The following is a 17,546-nucleotide window of genomic DNA, read 5'->3' on the forward strand; positions in this document are numbered from 1 at the left end:
TTTTAAAATTCCTTTACCAAATACCAAAAGTAAACTGTGCTAAACTCATATCTCATCCCGTTAGAACAAACATTTCCGTCGTATAGTCACCTCTCAAAGGCCACTTCTAAATAATGAAAATCACTTTAATTTTATTTATTCATACTCTTTAAAAACTATTCAAGCACTTATAATGCGATAGTTCCACAAGCATTTTAATAGCTTGTGGAACTAGTTATTACTCATTTGACTAACCTTCCGAAAAATAGGTTGCTGTGTCTACTTCATCTTGTTTTAACTGAATAATTAAATTATCCGCACCATCAAATTTTACTTGGTCACGTAGATAATGATTCCAACGAACAGTTACTTGTTCACCATAGATATCTTGATGGAAATTTAGTATATAAACTTCTACGGTCAACTCTCTACCATCACCGAACGTATCATTATGTCCAATTGAACCCATGCCAACATACCATTTGTCTCCAACTTGGATTTTCACGGCATAAACACCAATTCTAGGTAAACGGACAGTACTTTTCACTTTGATATTAGCTGTAGGGAAACCTAACAAACGACCTCTAGCATCTCCATGGACAACAGTTCCTTCAATTTCGTAAACATAACCTAACAGCTCAGTCACTTCTTCCATTCTACCTTGAGCCATTAACTCACGAATTCGTGTTGAACTGATTTTTTCACCATCCAGCTCTTCTTTGTTCACAGTAACAATCTCAAAACGCCCTTTAGCATATTCAGGCAAATGATCAACATCAGCAATTTCTTTAGGACCATACGTATAATCAAATCCTGAAACCGCAGCTATCCCATGAAGTCCAACAACGTATTGATCTACAAACTCTTGCGGTGCTAGATGAGCAAAAGCAGAAGTAAATTCAATCACATATAAAATATCTACACCTTGTTTTTCCATTAATCGTTCTTTTTGTTCTAAGCTATTTAAATATTTCATATTTTCCGGTAATACTTTTTGGAAAACAATAGAAGGATGCTGATTGAAGGTCATCACAGCTAATTTTACACCTTTTTCTTCAGCTAATTTCTTACCTGTTTGAATTACTGTTTGATGCCCACGATGAACACCATCAAAAAAGCCTAGTACCATAACAACATCGTCTGTTGGAATTTGTTCTGAATTATATGGATGTCTAATTGGAATAACTTGCATGATAAAACTTCTTTCTATTAATTATTTCTTAGCACTTTGCTAGGTTTTAATACATTAGGTTTTGTCGGGTGTGCCATATAGAGACTAACAACTTGGTTTTGATAAAATAATGCCAACAGATCATCAGGCATTTCTTTTAACGATAGTTCACCAGGTGTTAAACGAACACCGTTTTTAACTTTTTGATAAAGTTCATCTGATAAATCAACTCGTTGAAATTGTTTGATAGCTGTTTCAATTGGTAATAATATTTCATCGATTTTACTTTGCGTCATTGTTTCGGAAACTTGATCTAACGTCAAACATTGTTCAGCAGCTAATCCTCCGCTAGCTGTACGCGTTAAATCGGACATGTGAGCTGGCACACCTAGAGCTGTTCCAGTATCTACAGATAGCGTTCTAACATACGTCCCTTTACCGCAAACTACTTTAAAACGCCAACTTTGAGTTCCCTTTTCTACATCAAATATTGGTTCACTCGTCCGCTGAAAAGAGTAAATCATCGCTTTTCTAACTGGTCGTTCAACTTCTTCACCATTTCTGGCATACTCATATAATCGTTTGCCATTAACCTTGACAGCGGAAAACATTGGCGGAATTTGAGTGATTTCTCCTGTCATTGTCTTCATAGCTGCATCGATTTCTTCTATTGAAAAAGGCTGAGAGAGTGTGACCTTTTCTACAATTTCACCACTGGCATCTTCTGTTGTTGTAGAGAAACCCAATGTAATTTCTCCTTCATATGTTTTGCCAGAATCTACCATATATTCAATTACTTTGGTTCCTTTACCAATACAAATAGGTAAAACTCCAGATACATCCGGATCTAAGGTCCCGCCGTGACCGATTTTTTTTGTATGTAAAATTTTCCTTAGTTTAAAAACGCAGTCATGACTAGTCATTCCCGCTTCTTTCCATAAAGGTAAAATACCGTCCATCTATTTGTTCCTCCATTTGGATTACTAACTTGTTTATTATAGCATAGAAGATACAAAAATATCATTTTTTCAAATGCAGTTTTGAACAAACTATCTACTTCTCATCTACACCATTTATCCCACAAAAAAATAAACCAAAACAAACGATCAGTTTTGGTTTATCCTTAATTAGTCCCTTAAAAAATCAAGATCTGCGATTAATTTGAAACTATTATTATGCAGAATGACCCACAATGACATCTCCCACATAACCAAATCCAACACGTGACATATTAGGATTCAACTCCCAATCTCTGTGTCCCGTACCAGATGGAGAGTCCATATTAGTCTCATTATACCAAGCCATGATTACAGAATTTCCAGGCGCAAACATGAAAGCAATCACTTCGTCTCCTCTATTCCAATGATCCGATGGGATCTGGAAATCTTGCATGATCGAAGCTCTGCTAGTTGCTGATGCCGCAAGTCCAGCATCCCAACTTACTGGATTCAGTCCATGAGCTGCACGTAAAGCATTCAACGCTTGGAACGTTGCATCCCCAGAAGTAGCTGGCGGTGTTACTGGGTTACCAGGAGTTTCAGACGGTTTAGTACTTTCCGAGTTATTTGAATTATTTGAACTATTTCCTTGAGCCTCACTTGAACTTGATTCTTGCGTGCTATCAGTTGTAGAGTTGGTAACTTTATCAGTGCTTTCTGGTTGGGCAGCTGTTTTTTCTGTTTCGTTAGTCGCAGCAGCTTTTTTTGTTTCTTTCTGTTTTGCTTCATTTGCAAGCTGAGCTTTTAATGATTCTTGTTGTTGCTTTAATAATGTATTTTTTGAACTTTCAGCACTAGATGTTTCAGAATCTACTTCTGCTTTTAAAACATTCAATTCTGCTTGTTTGGCAACAAGATTATCTTTTTCCTTCTCAAGCTGTATCGTTGCTTTTTCTATATCAGCCAAGTTGTTTTGGATGGTTGATTTTTTACGTTCAATAAGTGATTTGTCTTCTTTTTGTTGTTGAACCAAATCATTATTCGCTGTTAAAATTGAAGAAATTGCTTGAACTCGGCTAACTGCATCTGAAATTGATTCTGAATTTAAAATGATATCCAAAATCTGAGTCCCTTGTCCATTTACTTGAACATTTCTTCCTTGTTTTTGAATTGCTTCTGTACGTTTATTGATTCGCACATCTAATGCAGCTATATCTTTTTTCAATTGTTCAGACTCTTTACCTAAATCTGTTTTTTGTTTATTTAAATTGATTCCTTCATTGTAAATTGAAGATATCTCTTCTTCTAGGCTAGCAATTTGCGTAGATACTCCTTTTTGCTTCTCTTTCAATGCTGAAATTGCTTTATCTTGTTGTTCTATTTTTTTATCAGTTGCCTCAGCTAGTGAGTTAATTGGAGCCATTGTTCCTGTAACTGTCACCATGCAAGCTATTACTAATGATAATTTTATTTTCTTCACGATTAAACCTCCATTTTGTTTGTGGCTGTTTTTAATAAGTTTTGTATCATACAATAATATCATAAAATTTTCTAGTTTGTTCGATAAAACTGTTACAGTTTCTTTCAATCTAGTTACAAAAAATAATTCTCTTGTAAAAAAGTCTTCAGAAATTTTTTTGAAGAATATACAAAAAAGCCAAAAAGGATTTATCCTATTTGGCTTTTTGCTTATATGATTTTAAGCCCAATTAGCTCAATCAATTTATTATCTATCAAGTTTCTAGCAAACGATTTGACTTAAAATCAAATTATCCTAGTCTCCTTGATTCAGCTTACGAATCAACTCATCAATATGATTACCATATTGAACAGATTCATCTTTCTCAAAAATTAGTTCCGGCGTTTTGTATAATGTCAAACGCTGGCCTAATTCTTTACGGATCAACCCTTTTGCTTTATCTAATCCTTGTTGTGCTTTTTGTTGATCAGAAGCCAGATCAGATAACAAACTGTAATAAATCGTCGCTTGCTGCAGATCACCAGTTACTCGAACATCGGTAATCGTAATATCTTGCACACGTGGGTCCCGAACGCGTTTTCTCAATATATCATTGATTTCACGCATAATTTCTTGACCTACTCGGCGGTCACGATAATTTGCCATACAGTTTCTCCTTCTCTCTTACTTTTTTGTGATTATTTTTTTACTTCTTCCATCACAAAGCCTTCAATCACATCGTCAACTTTAAGATCATTGAAGTTTTCAACCATAGCTCCACATTCAAAGCCAAGTTTAACTTCTTTAGCATCATCTTTGAAGCGTTTCAAACTAGCTAATTTACCTTCAAAAATAACGATTCCGTCACGGATTACTCGAACTCCGCTATCACGACGAATTGATCCTTCTGTCACATAACATCCGGCGATTGTTCCAACTTTAGAAACCTTATAAAGCTCACGAACAGTCATTTGACCAGTAATTTTTTCTTCGAATTCAGGATCAAGCATCCCTTGCATCGCTGTTTCAATTTCTTCGATTGCTTTGTAGATGATACGGTGTAAACGAATATCCACTTCTTCTTGTTCTGCTTGTTGTTTCGCTTGCGGTGTTGGGCGAACGTTAAATCCGATGATAATCGCATTACTTGCTGCTGCAAGTGTAACATCACTTTCATTGATTGCACCAACGGCCGAGTGAACGATTTTAACACGAACACCTTCAACATCGATTTTTTGTAGGCTGGCAGCTAATGCTTCTGCTGTTCCTTGTACATCCGCTTTAATAATTACGTTAACATCTTTCAATTCGCCTTCTTTTAGACTTTCAAACAAATTGTCTAATGTTACACGGTTATTAGCAGAGCGTTGTTCAAGAACGGCACGTTTGCCACGTTCTTCACCTGCTTGGCGAGCTGTTTTTTCATCTTCAAAGACAACAAAACGGTCTCCAGCTTGTGGTACGTCATTTAACCCTGTGATTTCAACTGGTGTTGCAGGTCCTACAGCTTTATCACGGCGACCGATATCATTTGTCATCACACGAACACGACCAAATGTGTTTCCGACAACGATTGGATCACCAACTTTTAGAGAGCCTTGTTGAACAAGTAATGTCGCAACTGGACCTTTCCCTTTATCTAAACGAGCCTCGATTACAGTACCGATAGCACGCTGTGTTGGATCAGCTTTCAAGTCTTCTACTTCAGCAATTAAAAGAATATTTTCTAATAATTCGTCAATGTTTTGGTTGAATTTCGCTGAAATGTTTACGAAGATCGTATCTCCGCCCCATTCTTCTGGAATCAAACCGTGTTCGCTTAATTCTTGTTTTACATGATCAGGATTTGCACCTGGTTTATCTACTTTGTTGACTGCAACAATAATTGGCACTTCCGCTGCTTTAGCATGGTTGATTGCTTCAATTGTTTGAGGCATCACACCATCATCTGCTGCAACGACTAAAATCGTAATATCAGTAATACCTGCTCCACGTGCACGCATGCTTGTAAAGGCCGCATGTCCTGGCGTATCTAAGAAAGTGATTGGTTTACCATCGATATCGATTTGATAAGCACCGATATGCTGAGTGATACCACCTGCTTCACCAGAAGTTACTCGTGAATTACGCAATGTATCTAATAAAGTAGTTTTACCATGGTCAACGTGACCCATAATTGTTACAACTGGCGGACGCGTAACAAGATTTTCTTCAACTAAAGCTTCTGGTTCGAAGAATTTATCAATGTCGGCTACATCCACTTGAACTTTTTCTTGTGCCTCCATACCATAGTCAACAGCTAACAATTCAATCGTTTCTTTATCTAGAGATTGATTTTGGTTAACCATAACGCCCATCATAAAGAGTTTTTTGATGATTTCAGCTGGCTCGCGGTGAATTTTCTTCGCGATGTCTGCTACGTTCATGCCTTCAGTATATTCTAATACATCTGGTAGTTCACGGAACTTACGTGCTGGAACTGCTGGTTTTGTTGATTCTTGATATTTACCTTTTTTGCCTTTTTTGTTGAATCTATTGCGGTTTTGATTGTTGTAGCCATTACGGTTACGATTTTGTCCACCGCCACCAAAACTATTGTTACGATTTTGGTTACCTTGAGAGTTGTTATTGCTTTGTCCTTGTTGCGGACGGTTTTGTTGTCCAGATTGCGCTGGACGATTTTGATTTGTGTTTTGTGTATTACGGTTTTGATTATTCTGTTGTCCTGCTTGAGCTGGACGGTTTTGATTTTGATTATTTTGTTGCGGTCGATTTTGAGTCATATTTTGGCTGCTTCCTTGCATGTTTCGATTTTGGTTGTTACGATTTTGGTTATTTTGTTGTCCATTTTGTGCCGGACGGTTTTGATTTTGATTATTTTGCTGCGGACGGTTTTGTCCGTTTTGTTGTGGTTTATTTTGATTTTGGTTTGGTCTATTTCCATTTTGGTTGGCTGGTTTTGGATTTGCTGGTTTTGTTTGCGCTTGACCACTTTGTGTTGCTTGTGGTTTAGCTACGGGTTTTTGCTGTGGTTGTGCTGGTTTATTTCCTCCGAATGCTTGACGAAGTTTTAATTCATCATTAGAAGAAATTGCACCCATGTGATTTTTCACATCCATACCTAATGCATGTGCTTTCTCCACAACATCTTTACTTGATTGATTGATCTCTTTTGCTAATTCATAAATTCTTTTTTTCCCCATGCAATCACCTTCCTAACCTTTGATTAATTCCTTAAACTTGGTCGCAAAGCCTTGGTCATTGATTCCGATCACCATACGTGTTCTACCGATCGCTTGACTTATCTCTGAATGAAGAAACGACTCATCGCAAGGAACATTGTAATAAGAACATTTGTCCTTTATTTTTTTTCTTGTATTGTCACTAGCATCTGCAGCCACAAAAACGAATTTTGCTTTATTACTGCGGATATCACCGATCGTTAATTCTTCACCAGTTACTAGTTTTCCAGCTCTCATAGCCAAACCTAATAAATTAAGTATCTTCTCTTTATTCATTGCCAAACAACTCTTTACGTGCTTTTTGATGTTCAACATAATCTAATAATTCTTGGTAAAATTCATCCGTTAATTTCGTTTCCAACACACGATCTAAGATGCGTTTATCCCAAGCATCTTGAACCTCCTTGGGTTCTAATGAAACATAGGCACCTCGACCTGGCATTTTCCCAGTTGGGTCGATAGCGACTTCGCCTTCTTTAGAACGTGTAATTCGTACTAATTCTTTTTTCGGTTTCATTTCGCCTGAAACAACAGATTTACGCATCGGGACTTTTCTTTTTTTCATGTTATTCCCTCCAAATCCTTAGACTTGTTCTTCGTTTTCTGCTACTTTTTCTTCAAATTCTACATTTTCGTAATCATCAGCAGTCATGTCAGATTCTACGATAGCATCATCATGTACTTCTACTGGAGAAGTTTCTTGGTTTTCTGCTTTCTGAGCGTAGTATTCTTCCATTTCAGATTCTGGTTTGATATCGATTTTAAAACCAGTCAATTTCGCCGCTAAACGAGCATTTTGACCTCTTTTACCGATAGCAAGTGACAACTGATAATCAGGAACTACAACTGTGCAGGCTTTGCTGTTATTCGGATCGAAAATAACGTCTACTACTTGCGCCGGGTTTAATGCGTTACTGATGAAAACAGCAGGATCTTCACTCCATTCGACGATATCCATATTTTCACCTTTTAATTCATTAACAATTGCTTGAACACGTTGGCCTTTTGGTCCCACACAAGTTCCAACAGGATCAATATTCGCATCAGTCGAGCGTACAGAGACTTTCGAACGATCACCAGCTTCACGAGCGATACTGACAATCTCTACTATTCCATCATATACCTCTGGAATCTCTTGTTCAAATAATCGCTTCAGTAAATCAGGATGACTCCGGCTAACAAAGACTTGTGGTCCTTTTGATGTGTTTTCAACTCTTGAAACATATACTTTGATACGATCATGAGGTTGATAAAATTCATTTGGCATTTGATCTTGTTTTGATAAAACAGCTTCGATCTTACCTAAGTTCACATAAATGTAACGACGGTCTTGTCTTTCAACGATTCCTTGCATAATATCATTTTCATAGGCACTGAATTCATTATAGATAATGTTTCTTTCAGCTTCACGAACACGTTGTAGAATAACTTGTTTAGCTGTTTGGGCTGCAATTCGGCCAAAATCTTTCGGTGTTACTTCAAAACGGATTTTGTCACCTATTTCGTAAGCTTTATTAACTTCCATTGCCTCTTTCAACGATACTTCTAACTGTGAATCATAGACTTCTTCTGTTACTTCTTTCACTGCGTAAACGTGGATATTGCCTTTTTTTCCGTCAAATTCTACTTCAACGTTTTGGGCTTGTCCATAATGTCTTTTGTATGCGGAAACTAACGCTGCTTCCAGCGCTTCAATCACGATCTCCTTAGAAATACCTTTTTCAGCTTCTAATGCATCCAATGCATTTAACATTTCTTTGCTCATTTTTTTATCATTTCCTCCTACTGTTTAAATGAAAGGTGAACGGTGCTGATCAACCTTTAGCGGGTCAAGTCTAGCCCGTGATAGTCTTTTTATTTTTAAAACTGAATTGCTAAACGAGCTTTTGCAATGTTTTTTCGTTCAAATGTATAGTCTTTGACTCTTGTTTTGATTTTGACTGTCAAGGTCAACTGATCTTTATCAAGTGTTTTTAAAGTACCTTCAAATTGTTTCTCACCATCAACTGATTGATATAGTGAAATATGAATGTATTCTCCAACTGCTTGTTCATAGTCGCTTTCTTTTTTCAACGGACGTTCAGCTCCCGGAGAGGACACTTCCAGAAAATATGCTTGCGGAATCGGATCAGGATCCACAGCGTCAAGCTTTTCATCTAGCTGTTCACTGACAAGGGCACAGTCTAAAATATCGATGCCACCTTCTTTATCAATAAAGACACGGAGAAACCAGTCTCTTCCTTCCTTGACAAACTCTACTTCTACAAGTTCAAAATTTTGTTTTTCTAAGATTGGCGTGACTAACTCGGTAACAGTTTCCACAACACTACTCAAAATTTTCGCCTCCTTCGAGATTTATGTAACGCACTAGCATTATTTAGAAAAGCAGAGTGAATCGGTTAGGTTTAAGCGATTATAAAGAAAAACAGTGAGATGTTCTTTATCACAATTTTTTATGTTAATCACCGAAAACCTGATTCATACAACTAGATCATAGAAAAACGGAATAAATCAACATTTCATCAACCATTTCCCTTAGGTTATTCCATTAAAAAGAGTGAGCAGAAATCCGCTCACTCAAACTAGTATCATTACTTATCATTCATTTTATCATAGATTTTCTGAAAACTCAAATTCGCAGTATAAATCCAAATTCATTCATACTCTATTAAATATATTAGTTTTTCTCAAATTTAAGATTAATCGCCATTACTAACAATAAAATCATATTAATTGATTCCAACCTTATTGTAAGATATAATTAACCGAAAAATAAATACAAAGGAGCCTTTTCATGAAAACAATTAGAAATCTATCAATTTCAACCTTTTTAATCCTATTAATCACTTTACTCTTCCCATCACATTCTAACGCACAATTGAATGGAAATCCTTCCGATCACAGACAAAAAATGATATACAGAAATCAATCTATTGTTAGAATTACTAACACAAATAATGACCGTATCTGGGGTACAGGTGCAGCAGTGGGACCAAATAAAATTCTTACCGCAGCACATGTAGCACAAAATTTGCAAAATAACTCTAAAGGCAGAATGGTTGTCTATCCTGGTGAACACAATGGTAATAGACCTGCAGCAGTTGAAGTACTCAGAGTTGATATCCATCCCAAATATAATCCCTCAGCAGCTGATAAACGCTTGAATGATGTCGCAGTTCTTACTGTAAACTACAGATTTCCAGAATATTTTCAAGCTTATCCCATAACCAAGGCCGATTTAGCACCTTGGCCAGTGGTCGATAAATTCTCTTGGATAGGCTATCCGTCCGACTTATTTACAGCAACGGATCGCTCTTTCTATCAGTGGTCTACTGAAAGCTTTGACATGATCAATAATTCAATCGTATACATCCCTCAAGACAATGGGATGATTGATATGGTTTCAGTCCCTATTCCTGATAATGTATTTAGGTTCAATGAAGTATCCACACAAGGTCAATCTGGTTCCCCATTGATCAACATCCCAAGTGTTGAACGAGGCCATAGGGTTTTCGGTGTTTTACAAGGTGGTCCTTCAGATGATGTCACAGATTTCACTTTATTAGTTCCAGAAAATTTTGATTTTGTTTTAAATGCGCTTAGAACCTAAAGATATCAATTGACTTATCAGTATTAAAAAATATAGACTCTACTTCACTTTTCATCTTTTTTACTATACTATAAATAAGAAAAGTGAAAGGAGTTCTTTTATGTCCCAAACCCAAGTAATCAAAGTCACAAAAGATACAATGAAAAAAATGCATGCTTTCTACGAAAAAAATCGTTTAAATAAAAACGTTCCTTATACTGAATTTGTTGCTAAGTCAGGAAATACTACTATCACAGCCTATACTTCTGGGAAAATAGTGTTCCAAGGTCCAGATGCAGCAAAAGCAGCAGCTAAATGGGGAAATCCACTTCAAAGCAAAGGGACTAGCAATACTTCTACTCCAAAAAACAGTTCATTACCAGCTAATTTCAACCAACTTTCTGTTTTAGGTAGCGACGAAGTTGGTAACGGTAGTTATTTTGGTCCTGTTACTGTTTGTGCTGCTTATGTAGACAAGACAATGGTTGCTAAGTTAAAAGCGCTTGGTGTTAGAGATTCTAAAGAATTAACAGATCCTCAAATCATCCAGCTTTCAAAAGTTATTAAAGAATTGATTCCATACAAACTGTTGATTGTCGAACCAGAAAAATATAATGAGATTCAGCCCAAATACAATGCAGTTCATATGAAAGTTGCTTTGCATAATCAAGCGATTCATCTGTTATTGAATGAAATTTCTCCAACGAAACCAGAAGCAATTTTGATTGACCAATTTACGCCAGAAGGAAATTATAAAAAATATGTCAGAAGCGAAAAAAATCAGGTTTCTGAAAAACTGTATTTCATTACCAAAGGCGAGCAATACCATGTAGCAGTTGCGGCTGCTTCTATCGTCAGTCGAGCAGCTTTTTTAGAAGAGCTTGACAAAGAGTCGCTAGAATTAGGAATGAAAGTTCCATCTGGTGCTGGAGCGGCTTCTGATAAAGTTGCCGCTAAGGTTTTGGCTAAAGGCGGAATGGAATTACTGAGTAAGTATGTAAAACTTCATTTTGCAAATACGGAAAAAGCGAAAAAAATCGCTTCAAAATAAGAGAAAACACCTAAGACAAGCTGAATTTTTGTCTTAGGTGTTTTATTCTGCTTTTTTGGAACTTTTTGTCCAACCTCTGATAATGAATAAGGTAATTACGTTTGAAATGAAACGAACTTAATGTTATAATTAAGTTACCAAAAATAAGGAGTGTGTTTTATGAAAAAGACTTTATTAGTAGCAAGTTGTTTGGTAACAGTTGGTTTATTCGCAATGCCTGAAGGCGTTAGTGCAAACGAGGTGGATTCACCTTCTATTAGTCTCTCACCTCAAGTTCGTGCTTTAGCAGACATTCGAGAGGTGACATTAAAACCAGGAGAATATATGGAGTACAATGTTGGGGGATTTTCTAGTGTTGCACTAGGTTCAAAATTCACAGTGAAATTTAAAATTGATTCTAATGAACCTGAGACAGTTGTTGTTGATCGATTTGGAAACTATCAAAACCAGCATCGATATAGTTCTTATTTTGAATACGGTACTCACGGAACAATTAATTTTAATAATTTAGAAGATAATTTACCTTCTTATAATCTTCTTGGTAAAGAAAGAATTAGAGTTATGAACGCATCTGCAACTACTCTGAATTTTACAATAGGATTATCATCAGGTATTCATCAGAAGTCGCAAGAATGTGTTGATTACAGCAATATTGATTTTAATTTATAATAATCTACTAAAAAGAGATGGCCTTTAAAAAGCTATCTCTTTTTGTTGTGTTGTTTTTTTTACCTATTAACGCAACAGTATCTAGATCCAACAAATAACGTATTGACTAAACACACAACTAGAGGAATTCGTTTCAGCAGGTGGTATTTCTAAAACATATCAATTAGGTGGTCTAGTAAATGAAAATTATTGTTCAAAATTTGTTATTAAGGTAAAAGCTAATGATCCTGAACCAGATTATTTCACTCTGGACAGAAAGGGGGGATACTCAACAAGTGCAATTCACTGCTCTCCCCCCCAACAGTGCGTACACTTAACAATTCGCAACTAATTTATATCACTTTGTAATTAAATGTATTTAGCACAATATTATCTAACAATGGAACTTAGCAAAATTTAATGGTAATGTTGTGGAATCAGTTATTGATAGCAGTGTGGCTCAATGAGAGTTTAGAAGATGGGATAAAGTCATATTCGTTACTGGTATTGGGTGCGAATATCAAGAATAAGACGGCAGTGTTATGGGAGAATTTCTTATTGACAACGATCAAAAAACACTTTAAGATATATATATAGTACAAATAATACTATATATTATTATTAAGGAGTGATTTTATGTTAAAGAGAAAATTATTGGTTGCTACTGTTGGTTTAGGATTACTATTTTTTGGTAATAACTTGCAAGCAAGTGCTGATGTAAAGGTTAATCCAGATGATTTGAAAATCAATGCAAAAGCTAATGAAGAAGCTATCAAATTTGTTGAAGAACATGGCGGTTTAGAGAATAGCCCTGTTCCACCTGAAAACTTGACTACAGAACAACCTTCAAGCTTAACTAAATCGTCTCTATACAATAACCTAAGAGCTATCCCTAGGGTCTATGCTTACGACGCTCTAAGTTCATTTAGGCAAGAAATAAGATGCAATTATCTAGCTCCAGCTGGTTTTACTTGGGCGGATAATGGTATTCCTTTTAGTGCAGTTAACTTTCAAGGAGGACGGCTGTTCACCTTTAATCGCTCAAATGTCAAAGATGAGAGAAAAGCTGGCTTAGGTACAGGCGGATGGTATTGGCGCTTTTTTTCTTCAGAAGTCCCTGGAAAGGGTAGAGTATACTATTGGTTGTCTGCCTCAGATTTAAATCATTTAATTTACGGATAAATATATATTAAGTCCTTACAAATGAGTAAGGACTTTTTCTTCGTACAAAAAAATACCGACCGCGGTTATGCCGGTATTTTCATTGATAAAACAGAATACGAACTTAACATTCTATATGTTCCTTTGAATATATCCTTAAAATCATTATCATCTTTATTTATAAGAAATTCATAAACCTCTTCCTATCGTTTCAACTTGTCTAACCTGTTGTCCTGAAACTCTCTTTTTAACTCTGTAACATTTTTGGGATTTGAAAAAATCTCTAGCATTACTTTATAACTCCCTAGAAAACTCAATAAATCTTAACTTTGCACAAACAAACTTTTTTTGTAATGTAAAATAGCTTTTTATCCTTCAAATCCTGCCTTACTAATTCTTTAAATTCCGTAGCATCCTCTTTAGAGATTGAGAGAATTTCCATTAAATCGCTATCTTTCTTTTCGACTACCTTCTTTAAGTTTTTTCTTGATCACTATTTAGCATTTCTTGTACTATTACAATTTTCCGATTTTTTCTCACGAATAGCAAGGTTTTAATCTCACCAATTCAGATAAAGTAACTAACTTCAACATCATCAACGCAGGATAACGTCAAACAAAATAGTCCAACAACAAACAAAACTAACGCAACAGCTGAAACCATAGCAATCCACATTAATAACATTTTAATTACCTCTTTCAAAAACTGGTTTTAGTTTATCCTAGAATCCTAGCAAAATAACAATAACTTGAAATATAATATTTATTAAATATACGGATGAATTCATTTTAAATTCGTGAATACTCAGAAAAAAGCACTCCACTAAAATAAAAGCCAGATATAATAAAAATCACATTCGCCATTCTATAAAAGAAAATGATGTGTCTCTTGGTAAACTTCCTAATGTTTGAAAAAGTGAAGTCTAAGTATATGTTTCATCAAAGTTGGTAAAGCAAAAATAAAAACGTAACTATCCGATTTATTTTTATCTCGATTAAAAATTTGATTATTCTTTTTTTTCACTTATTCACCAGTTATCTTTGACCAAAAAAACTAACCTCTCTGTCCAACTTATAATCCAATGTTATCATTATTCAAAAACACATTCACTAAAACAAAGAAAAAGCCAAACCCTTGTATACTAAGGATTCAACTTTTTCTTTTAAACTCTATTCTTCTTCTTCCGCCATGAATGACTATAGCCTTTCGTAGTATTGAATTTATTGTCATCTAGTAACTTGTAAGAAGAAAATAGTCATAGTCAATCACCGAATATCATTAATCATTTTCTTAATGGCATTCATTTTGGCATTCACTAAAATTCTCATTAGCGTGGGGCGCTATATAAATACTACAGAAAATTATTTTTCTCTATTTAAATATGCATTTCTCACTTCTTTAAATTTTTCCTTTAGAGAAGATTGATTTTCTATAAAATAATCATCTATTTCTTTACCATTGTATTTTTCTTTATAATGATTTTTTAAATCACTAATTTTATCGTCTACTTGCTTTGGTGAGTATATCTCTTTTTCAGTAATAAATAATACACTGTGTTCTGTCGGTTGTAAGATAGGACGTATTAAATCCGGATCATTTTTAGACTTTACTTGTTTAATCACCGTTTCGATAACTGGCATTACATAGGTTATTGAAACCGTATTATTATTGTCAACTGTGACTACTAAAAATGGTGCTTTTTTAATTTTAAAATAGTCACTGCCTTCTATTTTCAATTTCAAATTTGCTTTGTCGCCTTGAAAGACAAAATCATCAATAGTTAGTTTTTTATCAATATGTAAATCTACCAAATAAATTGTATTTATCGCCCCCTGTAGTATTTTGTAATCTAGTCTAATTTCTCCAGAAAGATTCAATTCATAATTAGTATGAATTGAATCTACTGGAAATTTATCTTCAGTTACTTTAAATTCGGTATTCACATTTTTTAAATCTACATAACTGATTTTGTATTGCAGTGGCAGATTAGCTTTGTTCAGCTCTGCTACATTTTCTGATAATTTTAAATTATTTTGGCTTATTTCTTTTTGTTTATAACTAACAAATGCAAGTGTGACTAAAGTTAGTATACTTCCCAAAATTGTTCCAAATCCAGATATCTTATCTTTATGTTTTGTAAACCAACTAACTTTTTCTATTTTTTCGTCTTTTTTTTTGCAATTTTCTGTAGCTAGTTGCTTTAAAATTTCATTTATATCCTCAGAATTTTTATTAATTTGATTCCACATTTTGCTATCTTTTCCCACTCTATCCCTCTCCCTTTTGATCTAATCATACCAATAGTAAGAATAAATTTCTATATTGATTTTTATAGGATATCTCCTTCCTTAGACTGCTCTTCAAATTGTCGGTCTATGATCTTTTCAAGTTGACTAGAAATAATCTAGTTGATTTTATCCGAAATCGACAACTTCCATTTATTCATGTTTAAATCAAAAAAAGAGAAATTAAGCATTTTGCTAAACTTCTCTGTTACCTTTAAAAAAATACTTACCCTTTTAATATCCCTATAGGAAAATCATTCTCATCCATCTTTACAATATTTTTATTAGTATAAGTTAAAATTTTTACCTCTTCTTTTATCGCTTCTAATGTTTGGTTGTCACCAACAAACTCAAGCAGAATAATATATGTTTGTATATTCTTCATATAAAAAGCTTCACCAGTTATCAAATATCCTAATAAATTTTTTAAATATTCAATATTTAGAGCTAATCGGTAATCTGTTTTACTTATATCAAGCGTTTCCGTCTTTTGTAAATATCTTTTTGCTCCAACAAAATCTTTCCTATATATTCTAGAAGTGATTAAATTTATCAGTACTTGACACACAATTTTCTTCACTTCGTTTGTTCTTGATGATTCATCTTGAATAGGAACAGTTCTAGAAAGTAAGTATTCCTGTTGATTATCTTTCATCAATAAAATAATATTACTTATTAGAGTATAATCGTATTGTTGATAATAAGTCTTAGCTTTCAAGTAATTAAATGCTTCATCTAACTCTTGCTCAGTAACAGGATCAATCTCTTTCCAAAGTTTTGAAAAATATATCTTAACACTAAAATAATTTACTAACTCTTTTAAACTTTTTTCTTGGTTTCTGATTGTTTCATAATAAGAAACCAATTCTTTTCTTGCTAGCTCATTGTTAGGATTTTCTGCACACTTGTAGAATAGCTTTTTCCATTCATCTTGAGTTTGATCCGTTAAACATTTTGCAAAAAACTCTTCTCTCGTCAAAGACATCGTATTTAAAATTTCGAATAAAGCATCTATTTTTATTCCCTGAGTCCCTTTTTCAATACGTGAAATTGAGGAAGCTTCTACATGTTTATTGACCAATTCCTTTTGCATAAAGTCTAATTGTTCTCTGAAAAATCTAATTGTTTTCCCTACACTCATTATCTATCCCTCACAAATTCTCATATGGATTTATACCTACTTTTTTATTATAAAATCGTCGAAAAAGTAACTTTTTTGTTACCTTGAAATCCCTAATAGCAAGAGATTTCCTCTTAAAAAACTTTATTTAGAGTATATTATTTGATACAATTTACTTAATGAAATGTGAACACATTTTCACGTTTTATTAAGTTTTATAGGTAAGGCTAAGAATTTATGATTGAGTTAGTTTCTAGTGTGATTTCATTGTATCAGTGGATGATAATTATTTAAAAAAATTCCCACCTCATACTCAAATCTTGGGGAAGAAAAAAATATGAAGTGGCATTACTCTAGTTAGCAACATCGTTACTATTGACATTTTATCATATATTCATAACACTGTCATTATCACTTTATACTACTTAGGAATTAAAAAAAAAATATCCAGCCATCCACAAATTTGTACCTTCCTAGTCGTAAATTGAGATAATATCATTGATATGTTAATGGTTTATGCCAAAATAACACAAATAAAGATTCGGTCAAATCTTTTAACATCCTTTTCTCAAATCACCCTTAAACGTTAATCCAAGCATAAATTTCAATAGGTATTCTTAGTGTCAAACGTATTTCGTTTCTATCTATTGCTAAGTGTATGTTTTGATTTATGTCACATAAGTTCTTACCCTACCTTATGATATTTTAAGTAAACACAAAAAAAGGCATACTATTATCAGTAGGTCTTCTTTACGTTTATTTGTAGGTTAATAGCAAATAAATTCTATAGCACTCTCTGATCCTGGTGAAACATTCTACATAGGGAGGGTACACCCAAAAAACGCAAATCTCCGCTCGTTGGCGGCTTACTTTTGAGCTTTCATCATCTTATCAGTGTGGATA

The 17,546-nt window shown here is 34.4% G+C and carries 15 protein-coding genes; 4 read left to right on the forward strand and 11 right to left on the reverse strand.

What is annotated here, in order from left to right:
* Positions 1 to 229: 229 nt before the first annotated feature.
* The 9 genes from ribF to rimP form a co-directional block, all read right to left on the reverse strand.
* Positions 230 to 1,171: a riboflavin biosynthesis protein RibF gene (ribF, locus tag BCR23_RS06675; protein WP_069634712.1), complete on the reverse strand. Its 942-nt coding sequence runs from the start codon at positions 1,169 to 1,171 to the stop codon at positions 230 to 232.
* Between the two features lie 17 nt (positions 1,172 to 1,188).
* Complete coding sequence (gene truB / locus BCR23_RS06680) at positions 1,189 to 2,109, reverse strand: tRNA pseudouridine(55) synthase TruB (RefSeq protein ID WP_069634713.1); 921 nt, start codon at positions 2,107 to 2,109, stop codon at positions 1,189 to 1,191.
* Between the two features lie 214 nt (positions 2,110 to 2,323).
* Positions 2,324 to 3,568, reverse strand: coding sequence for a coiled-coil domain-containing protein (locus BCR23_RS06685; RefSeq protein WP_069634714.1), 1,245 nt, complete (start codon positions 3,566 to 3,568; stop codon positions 2,324 to 2,326).
* A 294-nt stretch (positions 3,569 to 3,862) separates the two neighbouring features.
* The gene (gene rbfA / locus BCR23_RS06695; RefSeq protein ID WP_069634716.1) at positions 3,863 to 4,213 is read right to left on the reverse strand and encodes a 30S ribosome-binding factor RbfA; all 351 of its coding nucleotides are present in this window, start codon (positions 4,211 to 4,213) and stop codon (positions 3,863 to 3,865) included.
* Positions 4,214 to 4,245: 32 nt separating this feature from the next.
* On the reverse strand, positions 4,246 to 6,750 hold the full coding sequence (gene infB, locus BCR23_RS06700) for a translation initiation factor IF-2 (RefSeq protein ID WP_069634717.1): 2,505 nt from the start codon (positions 6,748 to 6,750) through the stop codon (positions 4,246 to 4,248).
* 12 nt (positions 6,751 to 6,762) lie between these two features.
* Positions 6,763 to 7,065 carry a YlxQ-related RNA-binding protein gene (locus BCR23_RS06705; RefSeq protein ID WP_069634718.1) on the reverse strand — a complete coding sequence of 101 codons (303 nt, stop codon included), beginning with the start codon at positions 7,063 to 7,065 and terminating at the stop codon, positions 6,763 to 6,765.
* Entirely contained in the window at positions 7,058 to 7,354 is a 297-nt protein-coding gene (rnpM, locus tag BCR23_RS06710) for an RNase P modulator RnpM (RefSeq protein ID WP_069634719.1), read from the reverse strand. Before rnpM ends, BCR23_RS06705 begins: the two co-directional genes overlap by 8 nt.
* Positions 7,355 to 7,372: 18 nt before the next feature.
* On the reverse strand, positions 7,373 to 8,554 hold the full coding sequence (nusA, locus tag BCR23_RS06715) for a transcription termination factor NusA (protein WP_069634720.1): 1,182 nt from the start codon (positions 8,552 to 8,554) through the stop codon (positions 7,373 to 7,375).
* A 95-nt stretch (positions 8,555 to 8,649) separates the two neighbouring features.
* The gene (gene rimP, locus BCR23_RS06720; protein ID WP_069634721.1) at positions 8,650 to 9,123 is read right to left on the reverse strand and encodes a ribosome maturation factor RimP; all 474 of its coding nucleotides are present in this window, start codon (positions 9,121 to 9,123) and stop codon (positions 8,650 to 8,652) included.
* 460 nt (positions 9,124 to 9,583) lie between these two features.
* On the opposite strand from rimP, the gene BCR23_RS06725 reads away from it, so the two are divergent.
* The 4 genes from BCR23_RS06725 (at position 9,584) to BCR23_RS06740 (ending at position 13,259) form a co-directional block, all read left to right on the forward strand.
* Complete coding sequence (locus BCR23_RS06725) at positions 9,584 to 10,399, forward strand: trypsin-like serine peptidase (protein WP_069634722.1); 816 nt, start codon at positions 9,584 to 9,586, stop codon at positions 10,397 to 10,399.
* Between the two features lie 100 nt (positions 10,400 to 10,499).
* On the forward strand, positions 10,500 to 11,429 hold the full coding sequence (gene rnhC, locus BCR23_RS06730) for a ribonuclease HIII (protein ID WP_069634723.1): 930 nt from the start codon (positions 10,500 to 10,502) through the stop codon (positions 11,427 to 11,429).
* A 159-nt stretch (positions 11,430 to 11,588) separates the two neighbouring features.
* Positions 11,589 to 12,098, forward strand: a complete 510-nt coding sequence (locus tag BCR23_RS06735; RefSeq protein WP_069634724.1) for a hypothetical protein — start codon at positions 11,589 to 11,591, stop codon at positions 12,096 to 12,098.
* Positions 12,099 to 12,713: 615 nt separating this feature from the next.
* Positions 12,714 to 13,259 (forward strand): lytic exoenzyme target recognition domain-containing protein, encoded by a 546-nt coding sequence (locus BCR23_RS06740; protein ID WP_069634725.1) that lies wholly within the window; start codon positions 12,714 to 12,716, stop codon positions 13,257 to 13,259.
* Between the two features lie 1,340 nt (positions 13,260 to 14,599).
* On the opposite strand, the gene BCR23_RS06745 is transcribed toward BCR23_RS06740, so the two are convergent.
* The gene (locus BCR23_RS06745; protein WP_069634726.1) at positions 14,600 to 15,505 is read right to left on the reverse strand and encodes a hypothetical protein; all 906 of its coding nucleotides are present in this window, start codon (positions 15,503 to 15,505) and stop codon (positions 14,600 to 14,602) included.
* Positions 15,506 to 15,749: 244 nt separating this feature from the next.
* Entirely contained in the window at positions 15,750 to 16,664 is a 915-nt protein-coding gene (locus tag BCR23_RS06750) for a helix-turn-helix domain-containing protein (protein WP_069634727.1), read from the reverse strand.
* Positions 16,665 to 17,546 lie beyond the last annotated feature (882 nt).

The organism is Enterococcus quebecensis, from assembly GCF_001730365.1.
Taxonomy (GTDB): domain Bacteria; phylum Bacillota; class Bacilli; order Lactobacillales; family Enterococcaceae; genus Enterococcus_L; species Enterococcus_L quebecensis.